This window comes from Methanocaldococcus sp. FS406-22 (assembly GCF_000025525.1).
Taxonomy (GTDB): Archaea; AGJL01; Methanococci; order Methanococcales; family Methanocaldococcaceae; genus Methanocaldococcus.
Genome location: NC_013887.1, coordinates 1,542,367 through 1,562,956, shown reverse-complemented (window position 1 = coordinate 1,562,956; position 20,590 = coordinate 1,542,367). Strand labels below are relative to the sequence as shown.

Sequence of the window (20,590 nt, the reverse complement as noted above, 5' to 3'; positions counted from 1 at the left end):
ATAATATTAATTTTATAGAACTTTTCACAGTTTATATGTTTAATAAAGCTTACAGATGCAAAGGCATAATTCTGCAAAAAACTATATTCCTGCGAAGTCCTATATTACAGTATAGAGGTGGTTATATTGAAAAAGGTAGCTATATTTCTGTTGATAATAAATATACTACCCATAGTTATCTTAGGTTTATATTTATATACGAATATGGGAGGAGCGGAAGACGTTAAAGAAGTCATAGAAAACTCGCCATTCAAAGAATTCACTTATATCGACCATAAGACACTTATGATGCTTAAAGATAATGTTAATCTTCAAAATCTCCCAGCAATATATAAAGAAACTCTAATTTTTATTAATGGTATTTATATAGGAAACCATGGAAGTATTGGTATCAAAGTGCCACTTGGATTTTTAATCAAATACATTCCAATTGACGATTTTAAGTATTATAATGGAGTTTTAATAAAAAATCTAAATGAAGATGATTTAGGGAAAGCTGAAATGAACGATTTAATTAATACAATCCCCCCGGATTATAAGGATGTCTTTATATATAGAGAGAACTACATAATTGGTATATATTATGACTTAAATTCAAATAAAACATATTTAGTATATGTATTCAGAAAACCAGATAATCAGAAAATTGATACTGAAAAACTTAAAAATGAATTACTACAAAAAACAAACGCAGTTGATTGTAATGTAATTGATATGGGAAATAAAGTTTATGTTTATTTGGAGTTTAATAGGATAAATCTAAATTTAATAAATAACGGGATAACATGAAAGTTGTGATAACGAGACCTAAAGAAAGAAGTGATATTTTTGCCAATTTATTAAAAAAAGAAGGATTTGAACCAATAATATTTCCAACATTGGAGATTGTATATAACAAAGACTTAAAAGTTGATTTAGATAACTATAATTGGATAGCCTTTACTTCACCAAGTGGGGTTATTGGATTACACAACATACTAACTGAACATGAAAAAGAAGAAATAAAAAATAAAAAAATTGCTGTTATTGGAGAAAAAACTGCTGAAACATTTAGAAAATATTTTGGTAGAGACCCTGATATAATACCAAAAGAATACACAGCTGAATCCCTCTTAGAAGAGATTAAAAAAGTTATTAAAAATGGAGATAGGTTTTTAATCCCAACAACCCCATCAACAAGAGATGTTTTAAAGAATAATTTAAATGCCGATTTGCTCTTTGTATATAAATCAGTAGAGCCAGAAAACTTAAAAAAAGATATTAAAAAACTAAAAGAGTTGATAGCAAAAGATAAATTTATTCTAACATTTACAAGTGGATTAACAGCCAAAAACTTTTTTAAATATGTGGATGATGAATTTTCCAATATTATAAAAGATAATTACATAGTTGCTATTGGCCCAATAACAGCTAAAGTTATTGAGAAATTTGGTTTTAAACCGTTAATTCCTAAAGTATATACTATTGAAGGAATTTTAGAGGTTATCAAAAAATTAAAGGAGATGTATAGCCATGATTAACGTAAATGATAGAGCTTTAATAAAAAAAGCCATAGATAAAATACATAAACTCGCTGAGAGGATAGATACCTTAAAGATTATGCATGTTTGTGGAAGTCATGAGCATACAATCTGCAAGTATGGGATTAGGGATGTTCTACCAGAAAATATAACCGTTGTTCCCGGCCCTGGATGTCCTGTTTGTGTAACAACACAAAAAGAGATAGATACAGCCATATACTTAGCTGATAATGGTTATGTTATAACAACCCTTGGAGACATGTACAGAGTCCCAGGGAGCGAAAAATCTCTAATGGAGAAGCAGTCTGAAGGTTGTGATGTTAGAATTGTTTATAGTATAAGTGAAGCAGTAAAGATGGCTAAAAAAGAGAAAGATAAAAAATTTGTCTTTGTAGCAATAGGTTTTGAAACTACAGCCCCAACAACTGGAGCTGAGTTAATAAGTTTAAAAGATAAGGATATAGATAACTTTTTCATTTTAAATTGCCATAGGCAAACTCCTCCAGTTATGGAGTTCTTGTTAAATGAGGGGGTTTATTTAGACGCCTTTATCTGTCCAGGACATGTTTCAACAATTACTGGATTAAAACCTTACTATAGCCTATGTGAAAAATACAATGCCCCAATGGTTGTTGCTGGCTTTGAACCTATAGATGTTTTAATGGCTATAATCATGATTTTAAGGCAAGTTATCAATGGAGAGGCAAGGGTTGAAAATGAATATATTAGGGCAGTTAAACCAGAAGGAAATGTTTTAGCTCAAAAAATAATAAATGAAGTTTTTGAAAGTATAGATGTTCCTTGGAGGGGTTTCCCAGTTGTTAAAAATGGTGGTTTTGGTTTGAGAGAAAAGTATAAGAAATTTGACATCTATGAGCATGAGGACATTCCAGAGATTAAGGAAAAGATTCCTAAAGGTTGCATCTGTGATAAGATTTTGAGAGGAGAGAAGTTACCAACAGATTGCCCATTATTTGGAAAGGTTTGCACTCCTCTAAATCCAGTGGGTAGTTGTATGGTCTCGGATGAGGGGACTTGTAGGATATTTTATAAGTATAGAAGGATTTAATTTTATTTAATATATTAACTAACTTTTGAAACTTGAAGTAAGCAAAAAAGTTTAGTGTTAGAATTTCCATTGAAGTGTAGATGAAACTAATTCAAACTCGAACAAATATCTAATCTTAGGCACTTTCTTTGATTCCTAATCCTTTTTTAATGTTCTTCACAATAAGCTTTTGCCCGTCAACTTCAAATCCTCCACTTAATGGTAATTCATTTAAAAATATATATGAGTCTAAGTCAATGTATGAAAACTCTCCAGTTCCACATGCCAAATGAACACTTGGAGCTAACCCGACATTTGATTCCAGCATACACCCAATCATAAGGTCTAAACCTGAAGCTTTGGCTACGGCTATTATATCTAAAGCCTCCAACACCCCACCACATTTGGCAAGTTTGATGTTTATGACATCAACAACTCTCTCCCTTGCAACGTTAAATGCATCACCAGCTGTGAAAACCGTCTCGTCAGCGGCCACGGGAACAGGGGAGTTGTCTGTTACATACTTCAAACCTTTAATGTTCTGACAATGCACTGGCTGTTCAAAAAGTGTAATATTAACTCCCGCATCCCACACGGCGTTTATAAATTTAACTGCTTCCTTTGGCTTGTATCCTTGATTTGCATCTATTCTTATCTCACAATCTACAGCCTCACTTACAGCTATAACTCTCTCAAAATCTTCTTCAAAGTTTTTACCAACCTTAATTTTAAATGCCTTAAATCCTTTTTTCGAATATTCCAGTGCTGTTTGGGCAGCTTTTTCAGGTGAGGTTATAGAAATCGTTATATCAGATTCGATTTCATCCTGTGCTCCACCTAAAAACTGGTAAAGGGGAATGCCAATATACTGGGTGTATGCGTCAAGTAAGGCACTTTCTATCCCAGCAAAGACACCGGGATGGAATTTAACTATGCTCCTAAGCTTTTTGATTAAACATCTATAGTTCTCAATATCTTCACCAATCAAAGCTGGAGCCAGATATTTAACAACATCTATTATTGTAGATTGAATGTCTCCAGTAATAACTCCGGAGGATGAAACCTCCCCATATCCAACAGTCCCATCCTCTAAATGAATTTTAATAAGGACATTTTCTGCAACATCACACTTTCCCAATGCAATTACAAATGGCTCTTTTAGTGGAATGTTAAGTGGGATTGCCTCTACAGACTTTATCTTCATTATTTCTCCTCCAAATAGTTTATTAGCAATTCAAGGAGCTTTTCTGCTTCATTTTGGTTAGTTAAATCAAACACCGGAATGTCCGAATCTTTAATTAAAGCTTTATTCTCCTTACCCCACACGCAAAGTGCTACTACTTTTGCTCTTGAGAGTTTTTCTATTAACTCTCTTTCATCCCTCCAGTCTGGCATTGGTAATTCAGTATCAAAACCTGCCCTATACTTTCTCTGTGGATCGTGAACAAGGATAACAGCTTGTGGGTCTGCTCCGTGCAGAAGGGAGAGGGTTACACCTGAGTAGCTTGGATGTAATAGAGCACCCTGCCCTTCAACGAATATTGGGTTCTTACCCTTGTTGAACACTTTAAGAACCATCTTCTCAACTTGTCCAGCTACGAAGTCAGATGGAATCCTATCTATAACCGCCCCAGCATCGCAACCAATCATAAGTCCAGTCTGACCGGTAGCAACAAATCCGGCGTTAATACCCTTCTGCCTTGCAAGCTTCCATAGAAGGGTAGCGGCACTCCTCTTACCTACTACACAATCAGTACCCATGCAGAGCACTACCTTAGCGTCTGTTTTACGCACCCTCTGAAGCCCTATGTTGAGGTCAGAAGGTGGTTTTCTCAAATCGATGATTTTAACACCTTTAGCTTTGGCAAGCTCTGCAATTTCAGGAATATCACTTAAGAACACGTGCAAACCAGAAATTATATCAAGACCTGCGTTTATGGCAGTTTTTATTTCGTCGAGCCAGTCTGTTGGTAATTTACCACCTGGAGGTGCTACACCAAGTATAAGAACTTTGGCATTGACGTTGTTTAGGGCTTCTTTTACGGAGGAGTATATTGGAATATCCTTCTTAATAAACGGAACTACATCACAAGCCCGACTGCCAGCAAATTTTCCATCTACAATTCCAACAACGTCGAAAATCTCACTGTACAGAATGACACCGTGGGCGGTTTTAGCATTTTTTGTATCAAAGTAATCGTGGGTTATTATCAATGCTGGAGTATTTTGATAATAATCTTTTAGATTCATCTAACCCCCTCTCTCACGTTTTCTAAACATAACTTTCGGTCTTGGTCTTATATAATCCAAATCCTCAAAAATCTATTTAATTTAAGATTCTTATCAAACTCAAATTTGGTAACCACGATTTCTAAGTTTGTTACTTCATACTTTCTTTAAATTTGAAATTTTAGTTTTAAATTATTATCCATAATAAGTTGAGATTTGTCATGATTTATCATTATAGATTAAAACCAATCTGTCATTATTTTTCATGAAAAACATTTATCATGATTGTTCATGAGCAAAAAAGCATATATATGACTTTTTTCAATGATATAAGTGAAGACAGTAATGACAGAGGGGTGAGACTATGGAGGTAAAGCTACAACACTTACACGTGAATGATGAAGAGTTTGAAGAATTAGAGAACATAAAGAAGGACTTAACAAGGTCATACACTGGCAGTGAATTAACAAAAATCATGGGATACATATTAGCTGGATTAATTATAATCTCTGCAATTGCACCTATTTTGTTTTAAATTAGCAGAATTTACAGAATAAAAAAAGAGTAGTTTGGACTATTTTTACAGAAAAAATTATCATGATTTATAATTACAAAAATATTCTCAAAGATATTAAAAACTCTAATAACCTATAAGCAATTAAACTTTTTTCAGATTAATTTTTTATACTTTTTAAACCTACTTTTATTAAAAATTTCATGGTGAAGGTTATGAAAAAACTTGATGTTACTGGAGACATCTGCCCAGTTCCAGTTTTAAAGACAAAAAAGGCTTTAGAGGAGTTAAGTGAAGGAGAAGAGTTAGAGGTTGTTGGTGACTACAAACCAGCTTTGGAAAATATAAAAAGATTTGCTGAAAATAACGGATATACAGTTGTTTTAGCAGAAGAGACAGATAATGGATTTAGAATAGTCATAAAGAAATAAATTTCTGGTGAAATGATGAAATTCACTGTAATCATTACAGAAGCTCCCTATGGAAAGGAGAGGGCTTATTCAGCATTAAGATTTGCATTAACAGCTTTATTGGAAGGGATTGAGGTAAATATCTTCCTACTTGAGAATGGTGTTTATGTTGCTAAGAAGGAGCAGAATCCTTCAGAAGTGCCAAACTACTTAGAGTTATTGAAAAATGCCATTGAGTTAGGGGCTGTTGTTAAAGTTTGCGGCCCTTGCTGTAAAGCAAGAGGTTTAAAAGAGGAGGATTTAATTGAAGGGGCTAAGTTGGCTACAATGCATGACTTAATTGCCTTTGTTAAAGAGAGTGATAATGTTGTTACATTCTAATTAATTTGAGTTTTTGCTTTTTTATACTCCTCTACAAACATCTTATAACAGAGGCTTAAAACCTCTTTTATAACTTTCTCCTTGCTTTTACTCTTATCATAAGGCGCATTTAATCCACCAGCCTCACTATGCCCCCCTCCACTTCCTCCAAGCTCTTTTCCAATCTTCTCCATTAAATTACCAAGATGCACATACTTAGATACATGCTTCCTACATCTTGCACTAACCCTAATCTCCCCCTCTTTCTTTCTAACTGCCACCACAAAGGCAACATCAGCCCCAATACTTACAATGGTCTTTGCACAAGATGCCTCATGAGAACTAACATGAGATAAAGCTATTCTTAACTTATCAAATTCTCTAATTTCCATTCTACTACATGCCTTTAAATGGGCAGTTCTCTTGCTAACATCACTCTCTTGAGATAAAAGGTAGAGAATCTTCTGAAAGCTTATATCCTTTATCAAATAGCTTATTAACTCAAATGTTTTTGGATTAGCCAACTTTAAATGCTTTGTATCATAGACAATCCCACACAATAAGGCAATTCTAACATTCTTTGGTGGAAAGATATTTAGCTCTTTAAAAATCTCTGCTATAATCTCAGATGTTGATGGGTAATCCTCCTTAATTATATAGTATTTACATATATCTGCCAAATCAGTCTTTTTATGATGGTCTATTAAAATAACCTCCTTCTCCTTTAACTCCTCAAAATTAACCTTTAATTGGTTTATTGAAGCAGTATCTACTATAAAAACTGTATCTGGCAGTTTGGGATAAAGTTCTATATCAACCCTCTCCCCTATCTCATTTAAAATGTTCCTTGAGAGTTTGCTAACTGAATCAGCTGAAATTCTAAATTTTCCTTTCGGGTTTAGTTGAGATGCTAAATATTTTAAAGCTACGCAACTTCCAACGGCATCTGGGTCTGCATTGTGATGACATAAAAAAAGAATCTCATCTCTCTTTAAATACTCCAATAACTCCATTTTGCTCACCATAAAAATAATTGGCAAATAACAATTTAATAAAGCTTAAAATTCCAAAAACAAAAATAAAAGGAAAACAAAGAAAAAATTAGTTATTAATTTATTGTGCTGCAGGTATCATTTTTTGTAATTTTTCCTGCAATTCTTTTAATCTTGACTGTAATTTTTCTTCCTGCTTCTCCAAGGTTTTTACTCTCAACTCTAAAGTTTCTACTTTCTCCTCAAGTTCTTTTTTAACATCTTCCTTTTTTCTTTTAACAAACAATCCTCCAACTAATTTATAAACTTCATCACTTGTAGATTTCTCTAACTCTTCCAAAGCCTTTTTACATTCTTTTAATTCTGTCTCAACACTCTGCTTTTGCATTAAAATCATTTGTAGTTGTTGCTGTAATTGTTGTAACTGCATCAATTGAGCTTGAATTTGTGGAGGTAATTCCATAACAGTCACCTCAAGTTAAGCTTTATCTTGCTGATAGTAAAATAACTATCTATAATATAAAAAGCTTTTCCTCATTAGATAAGTAGAATTTTTATTTAGGTATTTTTAAACTTCACAATTTGCAATTTAAAGTTATTTTTGATTTTTTATTGATACCTCATAACATCCAACTAACCGTTAAATTAATATAATAGTTGTCTATAGTTATTTACTCTAAAGCTTTTATCATAAAGGGGATGTGGCTATAAGGCTGAACCCTTAAAAGAGGGATAAAATGGGAATCTACAAATATATAAGAGAAGCATGGAAAAGACCAAAAGAAAGTTACGTTAGACAGCTATTATGGGAAAGATTACAGCAGTGGAGAAGAGAACCAGCAGTTGTAAGAATTGAGAGACCAACAAGGTTAGATAGAGCAAGAGCTTTAGGATACAAACCAAAACAAGGGATTATTGTCGTTAGAGTAAGGGTTAGAAGAGGAGGTTTAAGAAAACCAAGACCAAAGAACTCAAAGAAACCAGCTACTCTTGGGGTTAATAAAATTACAATGGGTAAATCAATTCAAAGAATTGCTGAAGAGAGAGCAGCAAGAAAATATCCAAACATGGAAGTTTTAAACAGCTACTGGGTTGGAGAAGATGGAAAACACAAGTGGTATGAGGTTATATTGGTAGACCCATACCATCCAGCTATTAAAGCAGATCCACAACTCAACTGGTTATGCACTGGAAAACACAGAGGAAGAGCATTTAGAGGTTTAACATCAGCTGGTAAGAAAGGTAGAGGATTAAGAAACAAGGGTATTGGAGCTGAGAAAGTTAGACCAAGTATAAGAGCTCATGGAAGAAGAGGTAAGTAAATTGGAAGTTAAGAAAAATTTATATATATCTTTACATTATTTCTATCTTCTTAGGGGAAACAACCACTAATTTTTAAACCCCCGACAATATTTGAAAAAACAACAACTATTTTTAAAGGTGGAAAATATGAGTGAGAAAGAGCTGTTAGTGCCATTAGATACATACTTAGCTTCAGGTATCCACATAGGGACTCAGCAGAAAACAAAAGACATGGAGAAGTTCATCTACAGAGTAAGAAGTGATGGATTGTATGTTTTAGATGTCAGAAAAACAGATGAGAGATTAAGAATTGCTGCCAAATTCTTAGCAAGATATGAACCAGAAGATATATTAGCTGTTTCAAGAAGAATCTACACAATGGGACCATTAGAAGAGTTTGGAAAATATACAGGAATTAGAACAATCCCAGGAAGATTTGTCCCTGGAACATTAACAAACCCTGCATATAAGGGCTTTATGGAGCCAGAAGTTGTATTCATAAGTGACCCAAGAGTTGATAGACAGGCATTGAAAGAGGCAACAGAAATTGGAGTCCCTATCATTAGTTTATGTGATACAGAGCACTTGACATCATTCATCGACTTAGTTATACCAACAAACAACAAAGGTAAGAAGGCAGTTGCTTTAATCTACTACTTATTAACAAGAGAGTATCTCAAAAACAGAGGAGTTATAACTGATGATACAAACTTACCATTCACATACGAAGAGTTTTTAGAAAAGGCGGCAAATCCAAAATACAGAATAATCATTCAACCAAAAGACAAGAGAAGAAGAAGGAGAAGAAGAAAATAAAATAAATAAACAAAATACTTAGAGGTTTTTAAAGATGAGTGAAAAAATCTATATGGAATGCGAGAATTGTGGGTTTGAAGAGCAGGAAGTATTAAAGAAAAAAATTTATAACAAATCTGCATATTACTTAGTTAGATGTCCAAACTGTGGAGCTGTAAGAGAAATTGTTGAGAAGGTTAAGTTAAGCCAGGCAAAGCTAATCATAAGCAGATACGATATCTCAGAATCTAAGGTAATCAATATCCCTGAAGATGAAACCTACAAAGTTGGAGATACAATTGAAGTTGATGGAGAGAAAATTGAGATAACAAAAATTGAAACACCTGAACCAGTTAAATCCGCTTTGGGTAAAGATATTAAAGTTATTTGGGGGAAATCCTTATCTATCCCAAAAAAATTAGGAATATCAATAAATGATAAAAGCAGAACCTATGGAATATACATCTACATTCCAAATGACTTTGAGTTTGAAGTAGATAGAGTTTATAGGATAAATGATGGATTCTTTAGATTGAAAAAGATAAAAACTGAAAAAGGAACTGCTAAAAAAGCAAAAGCCAAAGATATAAAAAGATTGTATGGAGAGGTTACAAAACCTGTAAGAAACTATATCGACCTATCTAAGTTCTATAAAGGTGAATAATTCCCAAAACTACAACTAAATTTTTTAAGGTGAAAAGATGGCTACTGCAAGGACTGCAAGATCAAGAAGAAAAGTAAGAAAAGTGAGAGATAAATGGAAAGAGAAAGTATGGTATGAAATCTATGCCACACCAGAATTTGGAGGAGTATTTATTGGCTACACTCCAGCAAATGACCCAAGCTTAGTTTTAGGAAGAGTTGCTGAGACAAGCTTAAGAGACTTAACAGGAGACCCAACAAAACACATGCACAGAGTTTACTTCAAAATCTTTGGAGTTACTGGAAATAAGGCAATAGCTCAATACTACGGGCACGATACAACAAGAGAATTCATGAAATCACAAATCAGAAGAAGAAGAAGTAGAATTGACGCTATCCTTGATGTTACAACTCAAGACGGCTATAAAATAAGAACAAAAGCAATGGTTTTAACAGCTTATAGAGCAAACACAAAACAAAAATCAGACATTAGAAAGAAGATGGAAGAGATTATAAAAGCAATGGCTAAAGAGAAGACATTCCCACAGTATGTTCAGGCAATGTTGTTTGGAGAGATGGCTGAGAAGATAAAGAATGAATGTAAAAAGATATTCCCAATTAAGAATGTCATTATCTACAAATCAGAAGTTTTATCATTGGCTAAGAAAGAAGAAACTGAAGGATTTGTAAAAGAAGCTGAAGAAACTGCTGAAGCTCAAGAATAAATAATTTTTACTATTTTTATAGTTTTTTTATTTTTCTGGTTTTTATTCTGGTTTTTATATAGTATTATTGTAATTGATAACCTATATATAAATCTATAAATTTAAATTAATAAAAATACAAAAAATTAAACCAAAATTTATTTATAATCATCGCTTTTTTTATTAAATATGGCTACAAATATCTCAAAATTCAGAAACTCATTTTTGGTGAAAAAATGATATGTATAATAATGGGTAGCGAAAGTGATATAAAAATAGCTGAAAAGGCAGTTAATGTTTTAAAAGAGTTTGGTGTAGAGTTTGAGGTTAGAGTGGCATCAGCCCACAGAACTCCAGAATTGGTTGAAGAAATTGTTAAAAATTCAAAGGCAGATGTATTTATAGCCATTGCCGGGTTAGCCGCTCATCTACCGGGAGTTATAGCAAGTTTAACAACAAAGCCAGTCATTGCTGTTCCTGTTGATGCAAAGTTAGATGGTTTAGATGCCCTATTAAGCTCTGTCCAGATGCCACCTGGAATCCCTGTTGCTACTGTTGGGATTGATAGAGGAGAAAATGCAGCCATATTAGCTTTGGAAATTTTAGGTTTAAAAGATGAAAATATTGCAAAAAAATTAGTGGAATATAGAGAAAAGATGAAGAAAAAAGTTTATGCATCAGATGATAGAGTTAAGGAAATGTTTAAATAATTACAACCATTAAATTTTTATGTTATTAGGTTGCTAATAATTTTTAGCTATAAAGTAGAGAGGGATTTACATGCAGAGAGTGAATCCAACAAGAATGGAATTATTAAAATTAAAAAATAAAATTAAATTGGCAGAAAAGGGGCATAAATTACTTAAGCAGAAAAGAGATGCTTTAATTATGGAATTCTTCCAAATTATAGAGCAAGCTTCAGATTTAAGAGAGAAAGTTGAGGCAAAGTTAGCTGAGGCATACAAAGATTTAATAATGGCTCAAACAGTTATGGGAACTTTAGCTGTTAAAGAAGCTTCCTTAGCTGCAAAGAATGACAAATTAGAGGTAGATATGGATACTAAGAATATTATGGGTGTTACTGTTCCTACTTTTGAGATATACAACGTTAGAAGAAAGGTTGGTGAAAGAGGTTACTCTCCTTACGGAGTTAGCTCAAAGTTAGATGAAGCGGCTAAGAAGTTTGAAGAAGCTTTGGAATTAATAACTGAATTGGCAGAAATAGAGACATCAATCAAACTCTTAGCTGAAGAGATTATAACCACAAAGAGAAGAGTCAACGCTTTAGAATATGTTATCATTCCAAGATTAAAATCTCTCAAGAAATACATCTCCATGAGATTGGACGAGATGGAGAGAGAGAACTTCTTCAGATTGAAATTGATTAAGTCCAGAATCGAAAAGAGGGAAGCAGAGGGAGAAGCAGTATAATAAAAACTTATAAATAATTTTTGATGCAACTTTTTCTAAAAGTTGCAGGGGGAACTTCTTCAGGTTGAAGTTAATTAAATCAAGAATCGAAAAGAGAGAGGCCGAGGAAGAAGCAGTATAACTGAATAAATAAACCATAAATATCTTTATTTTTTGGTGGTGTTTATGGTATTCAGGATACTTGGAAGAATGACTAAAATAGAAAAGAAGATTAAAGAAGAAGAAGTAAAGTGTGATTTAATAATTAAAAATGAAGCAAAAATTGAGCCAATAGTTGCTGAAGAGGATATGGAATTTAAGCAGGGGGATATAAAGCCAATAAGAATTAAGAAGATTAAAATCCCTCCAATGTCCGTTTTGCTAATTTGTCCTTACGGTAGGCATAGAGTTGGACATGTTGTAGCTGTTGGGGAGGAAGTGCCAATGCCTATAAGTGTTGAGAGAGAAGTTGATATGGCAATGTTTGCATGTGGGTTTGATGGAGAAGTGAAGAAAGGAGATTTAATTGGAATGTTACTTATAGTTGCAGCTGAAAAAAGAGAATAAAAAAAGAGAATAAATAATCTTTTTTATTTTATTTAATTAAAATTCTTTGAATAATAAAATAATAAACTATTTTTGTGGTATCTATGGAGCTGATAGAGATACTGCTAAAAAAATTAAACAAAAATGCAGTAGTTACAGAAATAGCTAAAGACAGAGACCCTTTTAAGGTTTTAGTTTCAACAATAATAAGTGCAAGAACAAAGGATGAAGTAACTGAAGAGGTTTCTAAGAGGCTGTTTAAAGAAATTAAAGATGTAGATGATTTATTAAACATAGATGAGGAAAAATTATCTAATCTAATATATCCAGCTGGATTTTATAAAAACAAAGCTAAGAATCTAAAAAAATTAGCTAAGATTTTAAAAGAGAATTATAATGGCAGAGTTCCAGACTCTTTAGAGGAGTTGTTAAAACTCCCAGGAGTTGGAAGGAAAACAGCTAATTTAGTTATAACATTAGCTTTTAATAAGGATGGAATTTGTGTAGATACCCACGTGCATAGAATCTGCAATAGATGGGAAATCGTTGATACAGAAACTCCAGAAGAGACAGAGTTTGAATTAAGAAAAAAGCTACCAAAAAAATATTGGAAAGTAATAAATAATTTATTAGTAGTTTTTGGAAGAGAGATTTGCTCTCCAAAACCAAAATGTGATAAATGCTTTGAAGAAATAAGAGAAAAATGCCCTTACTATGAAAAAATTAAACATTTTGAAAATATATTAAAAAAATTCAATTTTAGAAAGGTTTCAAAAAACAACATTCCAAATGAAAAAGGAACTTATATCTTAAAAATCAGATTAAAAGAGGGCAAAAAAATAAAGTTTGGAAAAACAGAAAGATTTTTTAAGAAGGGGTATTATTTCTATGTTGGTTCTGCCTTTGGAAATTCAGTTAATTTAAAAAATAGGATAGAGAGGCATTTAAAAGATGACAAAAAGATGCATTGGCATATTGATTACCTCCTCAAATTTGGAAAAGTTGAGGAAATTTTTATTACAAATGAAAAAGTTGAGTGTGAGGTTGCAAATGAATTTATAAAAAAATTTGATTTTGTAGAAAACTTTGGATGTTCTGATTGCAAATGTAAGAGTCATCTATTTTACTTAAAACCATAAAACTACTTGAATCTTTCTTTTCCACCAATATTTTTAACTATATTTAAAAATTCTTTTTCTATATTTTTTAGCTCATCCTTACTGTATCCATAAATTCTAAATGTTATACTTTTATATCCCTCTTCTATTTTATCTCCCTCATAAACATCAATTATCTCAATGTCAAACACCTTTTTTAATAAATCTAAAATAACTCTCACATCTACATCTTTTTTAAATAGAACAGACACATCTATATATTTTCTCTCTAAGTGTTTCTTTTTTAGTTCTTTTAACTCCTCTCCAGAAAATACCTCAACCCTTAAAATATTGAACCTCTGCTCTTTGCCATTTTTATCTAATATTAAATAATCGTCCTCAATATCCTTTAAAACTCCGAAATGAATGTTATTTGAATTTATATTTTTTACAGCTATCTCTTTACCAATGAGCTTATTCAGCTTTTCAATTTCAGAGGTTAATGCAAAGACAGCTTTATCTGAATAATAAGCTCCTCTCTTTGCTTCACTACCAAAATGCTTTGCAGCTTCTTTCATTATCTTAACAAAACCTTCCCTATCTTTATTTTTGACAATTTCACTAATTTCCTTACATTGATTTATAAAAGCTTCATGAATCTCTCTTATCCTTGGATTAAACATTTGGATGTCCGCATATAGATAAGGATTCTGCCCTATAATTCTTCCAATAATGGAAATCATCAACTCGTATATTGGGGAGGCAAACTTCCTCGACTCTTTTATATCAACATTGAGTTCTTTTAATGTTGCCCCTAAAGAAATGAATGCAAAGTGAGTTAAACCTTGAACAACCCCCATAATTTTATCATGCTTCTCTGGAGGGATAACTATAACCTTAGCCCCTTCTCTCTTTAAAAAATTATAAACTTTCTTAAACCACTCAGTATTTTTATGTTTCTCAGACGGTGTGAGAATAACAACCTGCCTCAACAAAGAAGGGGTTGAAGGTCCAAACATTGGGTGGGTTGGAATAACAGTTACTCCCTCTTTAACATTCTCCTCCATAGTCTTTGCAGGAATCTCCTTAATTGAGGTTATGTCCATTAATAAACATCCTTCTCTAACATGAGGGGCTACCTCTTTTATAACCCTCTCTGTAACATTTATAGGCACTGCTACAATGACAATATCTCCTTTTTTAGCAGCTTCAACATTGTTATTTAAAAATTCAACTCCTAACTCTCTCTCAACATTTTTTCCCTTCTCAATATCTCTTCCAGTAACTATTATCCTAAATCCTCTATTTTTTAAATACCTTGCAAACCACTTTCCTAAACCGTCAGTCCCTCCAATAATTGAGATTGTTAGATTTTTATTTTTCATAAATACCCCTCATTATGATTTGTTAATTTTGATGAAACTTTTTTAAAAGTTTCATTGTTAGATTTTTATTTTTCATTATTTCACCCAAATAAGGTTTAATAAAATGTAATTAACTAAAATTCCCAATATGGTTCCAGCGATAACTTGAGAAAATGTATGTTTCTTTAAATATATTCTTGCATAGCCAGTAATAATAACTAATGTTAAATATAGAACAGATAGCCAAATATCGTTTGTGAAAGCATATATGAGATAAGCCATAGCAGATAACCCATAATTGTGCATACTTATTTTCCAAAATTTTGTGATTATTAAAATTACAAAAACATTAACCAAGAAAATTATTATAAAGATATTTTTCCAAAATATTACCAACATTGACAAATAAACTAAAGTAAAGATTAAAGGAATTAGCCTATTTTCTCTATTTGGTATATCCCATGTTTCTCTTTTTATTTTTGCCCAACATATCCAGAAAATGCATGGAAAGAAAAATACTAAAGATAAGGAGATATCAAATTTTGAAATGATTAGGAATCCAATAAATAAAAATAACAAATACATCAAAGAAAATATTTGAAAAATCTCCTTCATATTCAAGATTCTCACCAAAACATCATAAATAGCATGTATCCAATTAAAGGAACTCCAACTATAGCCCAAATTATAGGATTCCACTTTAAAACTTTTTCTCCATCAAATGGAGGGATTGGAAGCATGTTAAACCCAGCTAAGAATAAGTTTATTTTATAACCCCACAATCCTACCCAAAATAACAATAAAAATGGGTGTGACATCAAATACATTATAAAAAACACGAATGCTAAAGCAACATTTGTTAAAGGTCCAGCTAAGGCGATTTTTCCATTTTCTTCAGGGGTTAGATAATCTTTGTAGATATACACTGCCCCAGGAGCTAAAAATGTAGCTCCAAAGATAAGCTTTAATATAAAACCCAGTATCAAACCTTCATACCATGCTCTAAACTCACTCCACGCTCCATACTTTCGTGCTACAGTTCTATGCATTAACTCATGAAATATGAAGCCACTACCAACGGCTATTAAGCTAATAATAAAAACAAATATTGAAAGATTAGGATAAGAGAAAATAAATGCTATTGCCAATACTGATATCGTTAGGTCGATAATCTCTCTCTGTGAAAATCTAAACATACTCATTTTTTCACCATTTTTATTTTAATAATATCTTACGTCCATCCTTCTATATAGTGATTTTCCAAATATTAATCCACTTATAAGTCCAGCTAAATGGGTTATGTGTGCAATTCCTGTTTTTAAAGAGTAAGGAAGCAAAATTAAATCTATAAGTGCAAATACAATCACTGCCACCCTTATACTTACTGGAATTGGTAGAGGAAATACAACAACCTTTAAATGTGGGGCTAAAATAGCCAAAGCCCCCATTATTCCAAATATCGCTCCAGAAGCTCCAACTGATGGGTTATAATCTCCAGTGAGATAGGCATAGGCAATATATGCCAAATTTCCTATAATTCCTGATAATAAAAAGATTATAAGATATTTTTTTGAACCAATCATATTTTCTAAGTATGTTCCAAATATAAATAATACGAACATATTCACCAATAAATGGGTTATATTTGCATGCATGAACATGCTTGTAATTATCTGCCAAGGCATATCGGTAAAAAGATTTGGCCATAATGCAAAATAGTAATATAGCTGTGGCATAAAAACACTAATAATAAACATAGCTATGCAAATCCCCACTATTAAAACGTTAATCATTTTTACCCCTCCCCCATTACTTTTTATAACATTTTTATGTATACTTCTTAGACTATTGGATATAAAAAGGTGATTGAATGGAACTTAATATAACGGGACTCATCCCCAAACACATGGAAAGTAGAGGAAAACTAACTTTAAAAGAAAATTTAAAAATTATTGAAAATATCTTAGAGCAGAGAAAAGCTCCAGAGAATGGTATTGATGAAGAACATATAAAGCTTTTATTAAGAATTTTATCCTTTATGGACACTGATAAAGACCCAAATGTCGTGCAGATTGGTGAGAGAGAGGCAAGGGTTTATACTAAACTGCAGAGAGAGAGTGTTTTTGATTTCTGCCATGGTGTTGGAAGAAGTGGAAATTTAATTGACCCACAACCAAAAGCCCCAGGAGCAAGTGTGATGTATAAGCTAACTAATAAATTGTTAGAGAGTTTTTTAAAAGCTTTGGGGTTAAATGTTAAAGCAATAGCAACACCAGTAGCTACTGGGATGAGCTTAGCTCTCTGCTTATCAGCTGCAAGAAAAAAATATAATTCAAATGTTGTTATCTACCCCTATGCAGCCCATAAAAGCCCTATAAAGGCAACTTCATTTATTAGCATGAGGATGAGGTTGGTTGAGACAGTTTTAGATGGAGATATCGTTAAAGTTGATGTTTCAGATGTTGAGGATGCCATAAGAAAAGAAGTTAAAGAGAACAACAACCCAACTGTTTTAAGCACTTTAACATTTTTCCCACCAAGAAAGAGTGATGATATTGAGGAGATAGCAAAGATATGCCAAGATTATGACATCCCACATATAATAAATGGAGCTTATGCTATTCAAAACTTTTACTATATTGAAAGGCTAAAAAAAGCTTTAAAGTATAGGGTTGATGCCGTTGTTAGCTCTTCTGATAAGAATTTATTCACTCCAATTGGTGGAGGTATTATATATACAAAGGATGAGGGATTTTTAAAAGAAATTTCATTGACATATCCGGGAAGAGCATCAGCAAATCCAATTGTAAATATTTTAATATCTCTCTTAGCAATTGGAACTAAAAACTATATAGATTTAATGAAACAGCAAAAAGCTTGCAAAAAGCTATTGGATGAGTTATTGGAAGATTTAGCTAATAAAAAGGATGAGAGAGTTTTAAATGTTGAAAACCCTATATCTTCATGTATAACAACAAAAAAAGACCCATTGGATGTTGCTGGTAAGCTCTACAATTTGAGGGTTACAGGGCCGAGGGGAGTTAGAAGAACTGATAAATTTGGAACGTGCTATTTAAAAGAGTATCCTCATGATTACATAGTTGTAAATTCAGCTATTGGAGTTAAAGAAGAGGATATCTATAAAGTCGTTGAGAAATTGGATGAGGTTTTATAAAAAAGGGATGAATATGGAGTTAAAAAATAAAAAGCTTAGTTTGTGGGAAGCTGTGTCTATGGCCGTTGGTGTAATGATTGGGGCAAGCATATTTTCTATATTTGGAGTTGGAGCCAAAATAGCCGGAAAAAATCTTCCAGAAACATTTATACTATCAGGAATTTACGCACTTTTAGTTGCATACTCTTATTCAAAACTTGGGTCAAAGATAGTTTCAGATGCAGGGCCTATTGCGTTTATTCATAAAGCTATTGGAGATTGTGTAATAACTGGAGCTTTAAGTATTTTGCTTTGGATGAGTTATGTTATATCAATTGCTCTATTTGCAAAAGGATTTGCAGGCTACTTTTTACCTTTAATAAATGCATCAACAAATACGTTTAATATAGCTATAACTGAAATAGCCATAGTTGCATTTTTCACTGCCCTAAATTTCTTTGGTTCTAAGGCTGTGGGAAGAGCCGAATTTTTCATTGTTTTAATTAAACTCTTGATATTGGGAATTTTTATATTTGTTGGATTGATGACTCTCCATATTTCATACATAATTCCAAGCACATCTCCATCCGCAATAAGTGGAATGATTTTTGCATCAGCTATCTTTTTCCTGTCCTATATGGGTTTTGGAGTTATAACCAATGCCTCAGAACATATTGAAAATCCTAAAAAGAATGTTCCAAGGGCGATATTTATAAGCATATTGATTGTTATGTTTATATACGTTGGAGTAGCCATTTCAGCAATAGGAAATCTGCCAATAGATGAGCTAATTAAAGCCAGTGAAAATGCCTTAGCAGTGGCAGCAAAACCATTTTTAGGAAACTTAGGATTTTTATTAATATCCATCGGAGCTTTATTTTCAATTTCATCAGCAATGAATGCTACAATATATGGAGGGGCTAATGTTGCCTATTCATTAGCAAAAGATGGGGAACTTCCAAAATTCTTTGAAAGAAAGGTATGGTTTAAATCTACAGAGGGGCTTTATATAACTTCAGCCCTCGGAGTGTTGTTTGCATTACTCTTTAATATGGAGGGTGTAGCGTCAATAACAAGTGCTGTATTTATGGTGATATATCTATTTGTTATCCTCTCTCATTATATCCTTATTGATGAGGTTGGAGGAAAGAAAGAGATTGTAATCTTTAGCTTTATTGTTGTATTGGGAGTTTTTCTACTCTTATTATATTACCAATGGGAAACCCATAGATTTGTGTTTTATGGGATAATAGTAACATTTATTGGAGTGCTAATATTTGAAATCATATATAGAAAAATAACGAAAAGAACATTCTCCAACAAGATGTATAGTTAAATAACTTAATAACATTAAGAGATTCTGTAGGAGGTCGTGCTGTATCGTGGTCATCTTCATTGAGCAAAAGCCCTCTCCCACGACTCGCCCAGACCTCCTTTTTTGTCCCCCCAACTTCGAACCCGCTATCATCGCAACCATTATGGATATGCTCCATTTGGGTCGGTTCGTTGGGGATAAATATTTATCCATAATCAATTATATAAAACTTAGGATAACAAATATGGAAGGTGAGAGAGTGAGATATGTAGTAGGGCACAAAAATCCAGATACTGATAGTATAGCATCAGCTATTGTTTTAGCTTACTTCTTAGATTGCTACCCAGCAAGATTGGGAGATATAAATCCAGAAACAGAGTTTGTTTTGAGAAAATTTGGAGTTATGGAGCCAGAGTTAATAACATCAGCTAAAGGTAAAGAAATAATTTTAGTTGACCATTCAGAAAAGAGCCAGAGCTTTGATGATTTAGAAGAAGGGAAGTTAATAGCTATTATAGACCACCACAAGGTTGGTTTAACAACAACTGAGCCAATTTTATACTATGCCAAGCCAGTTGGTTCAACAGCTACAGTTATTGCCGAGTTATACTTCAAAGATGCCATTGATTTGATTGGAGGTAAGAAGAAAGAATTGAAACCCGATTTAGCTGGTTTATTGTTGAGTGCAATAATATCAGACACTGTTTTATTCAAATCACCAACGACAACTGAATTAGATAAAGAGATGGCTAAAAAATTAGCTGAAATAGCTGGAATAAGCAATATAGAAGAGTTTGGTATGGAAATTTTAAAGGCAAAATCAATTGTTGGTAAGTTAAAACCAGAGGAGATTATAAATATGGACTTTAAGAACTTTGATTTCAATGGAAAGAAGGTTGGAATTGGGCAGGTTGAGGTTATAGATGTGAGTGAGGTTGAGAGTAAAAAAGAAGATATTTACAAATTATTGGAGGAGAAGTTGAAAAATGAAGGTTATGATTTGATAGTCTTTTTAATAACTGATATTATGAAAGAAGGTAGTGAAGCATTAGTTGTTGGTAATAAGGAGATGTTTGAGAAAGCATTTAATGTTAAAGTTGAAGGAAAGAGCGTATTCTTAGAGGGAGTTATGTCAAGGAAGAAGCAGGTAGTTCCTCCATTGGAGAAGGCTTATAATGGCTAAATTAA

25 protein-coding genes are annotated in these 20,590 nt (G+C 32.7%); 17 read left to right on the top strand and 8 right to left on the bottom strand.

Annotation, left to right across the window (positions count from 1 at the left end; translation table 11 throughout):
* Nucleotides 1-126 precede the first annotated feature (126 nt).
* The 3 genes from MFS40622_RS08095 to hypD are packed head-to-tail and all read left to right on the top strand — an operon-like array spanning nt 127 to nt 2,589.
* Complete coding sequence (locus MFS40622_RS08095; RefSeq protein WP_012981185.1) at nt 127-789, top strand: hypothetical protein; 663 nt, start codon at nt 127-129, stop codon at nt 787-789.
* Nucleotides 786-1,520 carry a uroporphyrinogen-III synthase gene (locus MFS40622_RS08090; RefSeq protein ID WP_012981184.1) on the top strand — a complete coding sequence of 245 codons (735 nt, stop codon included), beginning with the start codon at nt 786-788 and terminating at the stop codon, nt 1,518-1,520. The genes MFS40622_RS08095 and MFS40622_RS08090 overlap by 4 nt, the downstream gene beginning before the upstream one ends.
* A complete protein-coding gene (hypD, locus tag MFS40622_RS08085; RefSeq protein ID WP_012981183.1) occupies nt 1,513-2,589 on the top strand; it encodes a hydrogenase formation protein HypD in 1,077 nt (358 codons plus the stop codon). The genes MFS40622_RS08090 and hypD overlap by 8 nt, the downstream gene beginning before the upstream one ends.
* A gap of 115 nt (nt 2,590-2,704) precedes the next feature.
* Here hypD and MFS40622_RS08080 read toward each other — a convergent pair whose 3' ends face one another.
* Nucleotides 2,705-3,772, bottom strand: coding sequence for a dipeptide epimerase (locus MFS40622_RS08080; RefSeq protein WP_012981182.1), 1,068 nt, complete (start codon nt 3,770-3,772; stop codon nt 2,705-2,707).
* A complete protein-coding gene (locus tag MFS40622_RS08075; protein WP_012981181.1) occupies nt 3,772-4,818 on the bottom strand; it encodes a DUF1611 domain-containing protein in 1,047 nt (348 codons plus the stop codon). Before MFS40622_RS08075 ends, MFS40622_RS08080 begins: the two co-directional genes overlap by 1 nt.
* Before the next feature lie 343 nt (nt 4,819-5,161).
* Here MFS40622_RS08075 and MFS40622_RS09630 point away from each other — a divergent pair, with 343 nt between their 5' ends.
* From MFS40622_RS09630 to MFS40622_RS08065, 3 genes are all read left to right on the top strand, one after another.
* Nucleotides 5,162-5,332, top strand: coding sequence for a hypothetical protein (locus tag MFS40622_RS09630; RefSeq protein ID WP_012981180.1), 171 nt, complete (start codon nt 5,162-5,164; stop codon nt 5,330-5,332).
* A 194-nt stretch (nt 5,333-5,526) separates the two neighbouring features.
* The gene (locus MFS40622_RS08070; RefSeq protein WP_048197517.1) at nt 5,527-5,742 is read left to right on the top strand and encodes a sulfurtransferase TusA family protein; all 216 of its coding nucleotides are present in this window, start codon (nt 5,527-5,529) and stop codon (nt 5,740-5,742) included.
* A gap of 15 nt (nt 5,743-5,757) precedes the next feature.
* Nucleotides 5,758-6,102 (top strand): DsrE/DsrF/TusD sulfur relay family protein, encoded by a 345-nt coding sequence (locus tag MFS40622_RS08065; protein WP_010870503.1) that lies wholly within the window; start codon nt 5,758-5,760, stop codon nt 6,100-6,102.
* On the opposite strand, the gene MFS40622_RS08060 is transcribed toward MFS40622_RS08065, so the two are convergent.
* Together MFS40622_RS08060 and MFS40622_RS08055 are read right to left on the bottom strand one after the other, a co-directional pair.
* Nucleotides 6,099-7,094: a bifunctional oligoribonuclease/PAP phosphatase NrnA gene (locus MFS40622_RS08060; protein WP_012981178.1), complete on the bottom strand. Its 996-nt coding sequence runs from the start codon at nt 7,092-7,094 to the stop codon at nt 6,099-6,101. The genes MFS40622_RS08065 and MFS40622_RS08060 overlap by 4 nt on opposite strands.
* A gap of 100 nt (nt 7,095-7,194) precedes the next feature.
* On the bottom strand, nt 7,195-7,536 hold the full coding sequence (locus MFS40622_RS08055) for a prefoldin subunit beta (RefSeq protein ID WP_012981177.1): 342 nt from the start codon (nt 7,534-7,536) through the stop codon (nt 7,195-7,197).
* Between the two features lie 274 nt (nt 7,537-7,810).
* Here MFS40622_RS08055 and MFS40622_RS08050 point away from each other — a divergent pair, with 274 nt between their 5' ends.
* The 8 genes from MFS40622_RS08050 (at nt 7,811) to MFS40622_RS08015 (ending at nt 13,611) form a co-directional block, all read left to right on the top strand.
* Nucleotides 7,811-8,395, top strand: coding sequence for a 50S ribosomal protein L15e (locus tag MFS40622_RS08050; RefSeq protein WP_010870497.1), 585 nt, complete (start codon nt 7,811-7,813; stop codon nt 8,393-8,395).
* A 127-nt stretch (nt 8,396-8,522) separates the two neighbouring features.
* Nucleotides 8,523-9,191: a 30S ribosomal protein S2 gene (gene rpsB / locus MFS40622_RS08045; protein ID WP_012981176.1), complete on the top strand. Its 669-nt coding sequence runs from the start codon at nt 8,523-8,525 to the stop codon at nt 9,189-9,191.
* Nucleotides 9,192-9,225: 34 nt separating this feature from the next.
* On the top strand, nt 9,226-9,834 hold the full coding sequence (locus MFS40622_RS08040; RefSeq protein ID WP_012981175.1) for an HVO_0476 family zinc finger protein: 609 nt from the start codon (nt 9,226-9,228) through the stop codon (nt 9,832-9,834).
* 37 nt (nt 9,835-9,871) lie between these two features.
* Nucleotides 9,872-10,537 carry a 30S ribosomal protein S3ae gene (locus MFS40622_RS08035; protein WP_012981174.1) on the top strand — a complete coding sequence of 222 codons (666 nt, stop codon included), beginning with the start codon at nt 9,872-9,874 and terminating at the stop codon, nt 10,535-10,537.
* Nucleotides 10,538-10,752: 215 nt separating this feature from the next.
* Nucleotides 10,753-11,226 carry a 5-(carboxyamino)imidazole ribonucleotide mutase gene (gene purE / locus MFS40622_RS08030; protein ID WP_048197516.1) on the top strand — a complete coding sequence of 158 codons (474 nt, stop codon included), beginning with the start codon at nt 10,753-10,755 and terminating at the stop codon, nt 11,224-11,226.
* Between the two features lie 70 nt (nt 11,227-11,296).
* Entirely contained in the window at nt 11,297-11,947 is a 651-nt protein-coding gene (locus MFS40622_RS08025) for a V-type ATP synthase subunit D (protein ID WP_012981172.1), read from the top strand.
* A 165-nt stretch (nt 11,948-12,112) separates the two neighbouring features.
* Complete coding sequence (locus MFS40622_RS08020; RefSeq protein ID WP_012981171.1) at nt 12,113-12,493, top strand: DUF22 domain-containing protein; 381 nt, start codon at nt 12,113-12,115, stop codon at nt 12,491-12,493.
* Between the two features lie 83 nt (nt 12,494-12,576).
* Entirely contained in the window at nt 12,577-13,611 is a 1,035-nt protein-coding gene (locus MFS40622_RS08015; protein ID WP_012981170.1) for a DUF123 domain-containing protein, read from the top strand.
* Nucleotides 13,612-13,613: 2 nt separating this feature from the next.
* On the opposite strand, the gene MFS40622_RS08010 is transcribed toward MFS40622_RS08015, so the two are convergent.
* The 4 genes from MFS40622_RS08010 to MFS40622_RS07995 form a co-directional block, all read right to left on the bottom strand.
* On the bottom strand, nt 13,614-14,954 hold the full coding sequence (locus MFS40622_RS08010; RefSeq protein ID WP_012981169.1) for a prephenate dehydrogenase: 1,341 nt from the start codon (nt 14,952-14,954) through the stop codon (nt 13,614-13,616).
* Between the two features lie 75 nt (nt 14,955-15,029).
* A complete protein-coding gene (locus tag MFS40622_RS09740) occupies nt 15,030-15,215 on the bottom strand; it encodes a phosphatase PAP2 family protein (RefSeq protein WP_232217811.1) in 186 nt (61 codons plus the stop codon).
* Nucleotides 15,216-15,559: 344 nt separating this feature from the next.
* On the bottom strand, nt 15,560-16,135 hold the full coding sequence (locus MFS40622_RS08000; RefSeq protein ID WP_012981167.1) for a site-2 protease family protein: 576 nt from the start codon (nt 16,133-16,135) through the stop codon (nt 15,560-15,562).
* A gap of 18 nt (nt 16,136-16,153) precedes the next feature.
* Complete coding sequence (locus MFS40622_RS07995) at nt 16,154-16,726, bottom strand: rhomboid family intramembrane serine protease (RefSeq protein ID WP_012981166.1); 573 nt, start codon at nt 16,724-16,726, stop codon at nt 16,154-16,156.
* A 77-nt stretch (nt 16,727-16,803) separates the two neighbouring features.
* Here MFS40622_RS07995 and spcS point away from each other — a divergent pair, with 77 nt between their 5' ends.
* The 3 genes from spcS to MFS40622_RS07980 all read left to right on the top strand — a co-directional run bounded on the left by spcS (nt 16,804) and on the right by MFS40622_RS07980 (nt 20,585).
* Nucleotides 16,804-18,108, top strand: coding sequence for an O-phosphoseryl-tRNA(Sec) selenium transferase (gene spcS, locus MFS40622_RS07990; RefSeq protein WP_012981165.1), 1,305 nt, complete (start codon nt 16,804-16,806; stop codon nt 18,106-18,108).
* 13 nt (nt 18,109-18,121) lie between these two features.
* Nucleotides 18,122-19,423 carry an APC family permease gene (locus tag MFS40622_RS07985; protein ID WP_012981164.1) on the top strand — a complete coding sequence of 434 codons (1,302 nt, stop codon included), beginning with the start codon at nt 18,122-18,124 and terminating at the stop codon, nt 19,421-19,423.
* A gap of 238 nt (nt 19,424-19,661) precedes the next feature.
* A complete protein-coding gene (locus MFS40622_RS07980; RefSeq protein ID WP_048197514.1) occupies nt 19,662-20,585 on the top strand; it encodes a manganese-dependent inorganic pyrophosphatase in 924 nt (307 codons plus the stop codon).
* The last annotated feature ends 5 nt before the right edge of the window (nt 20,586-20,590 follow it).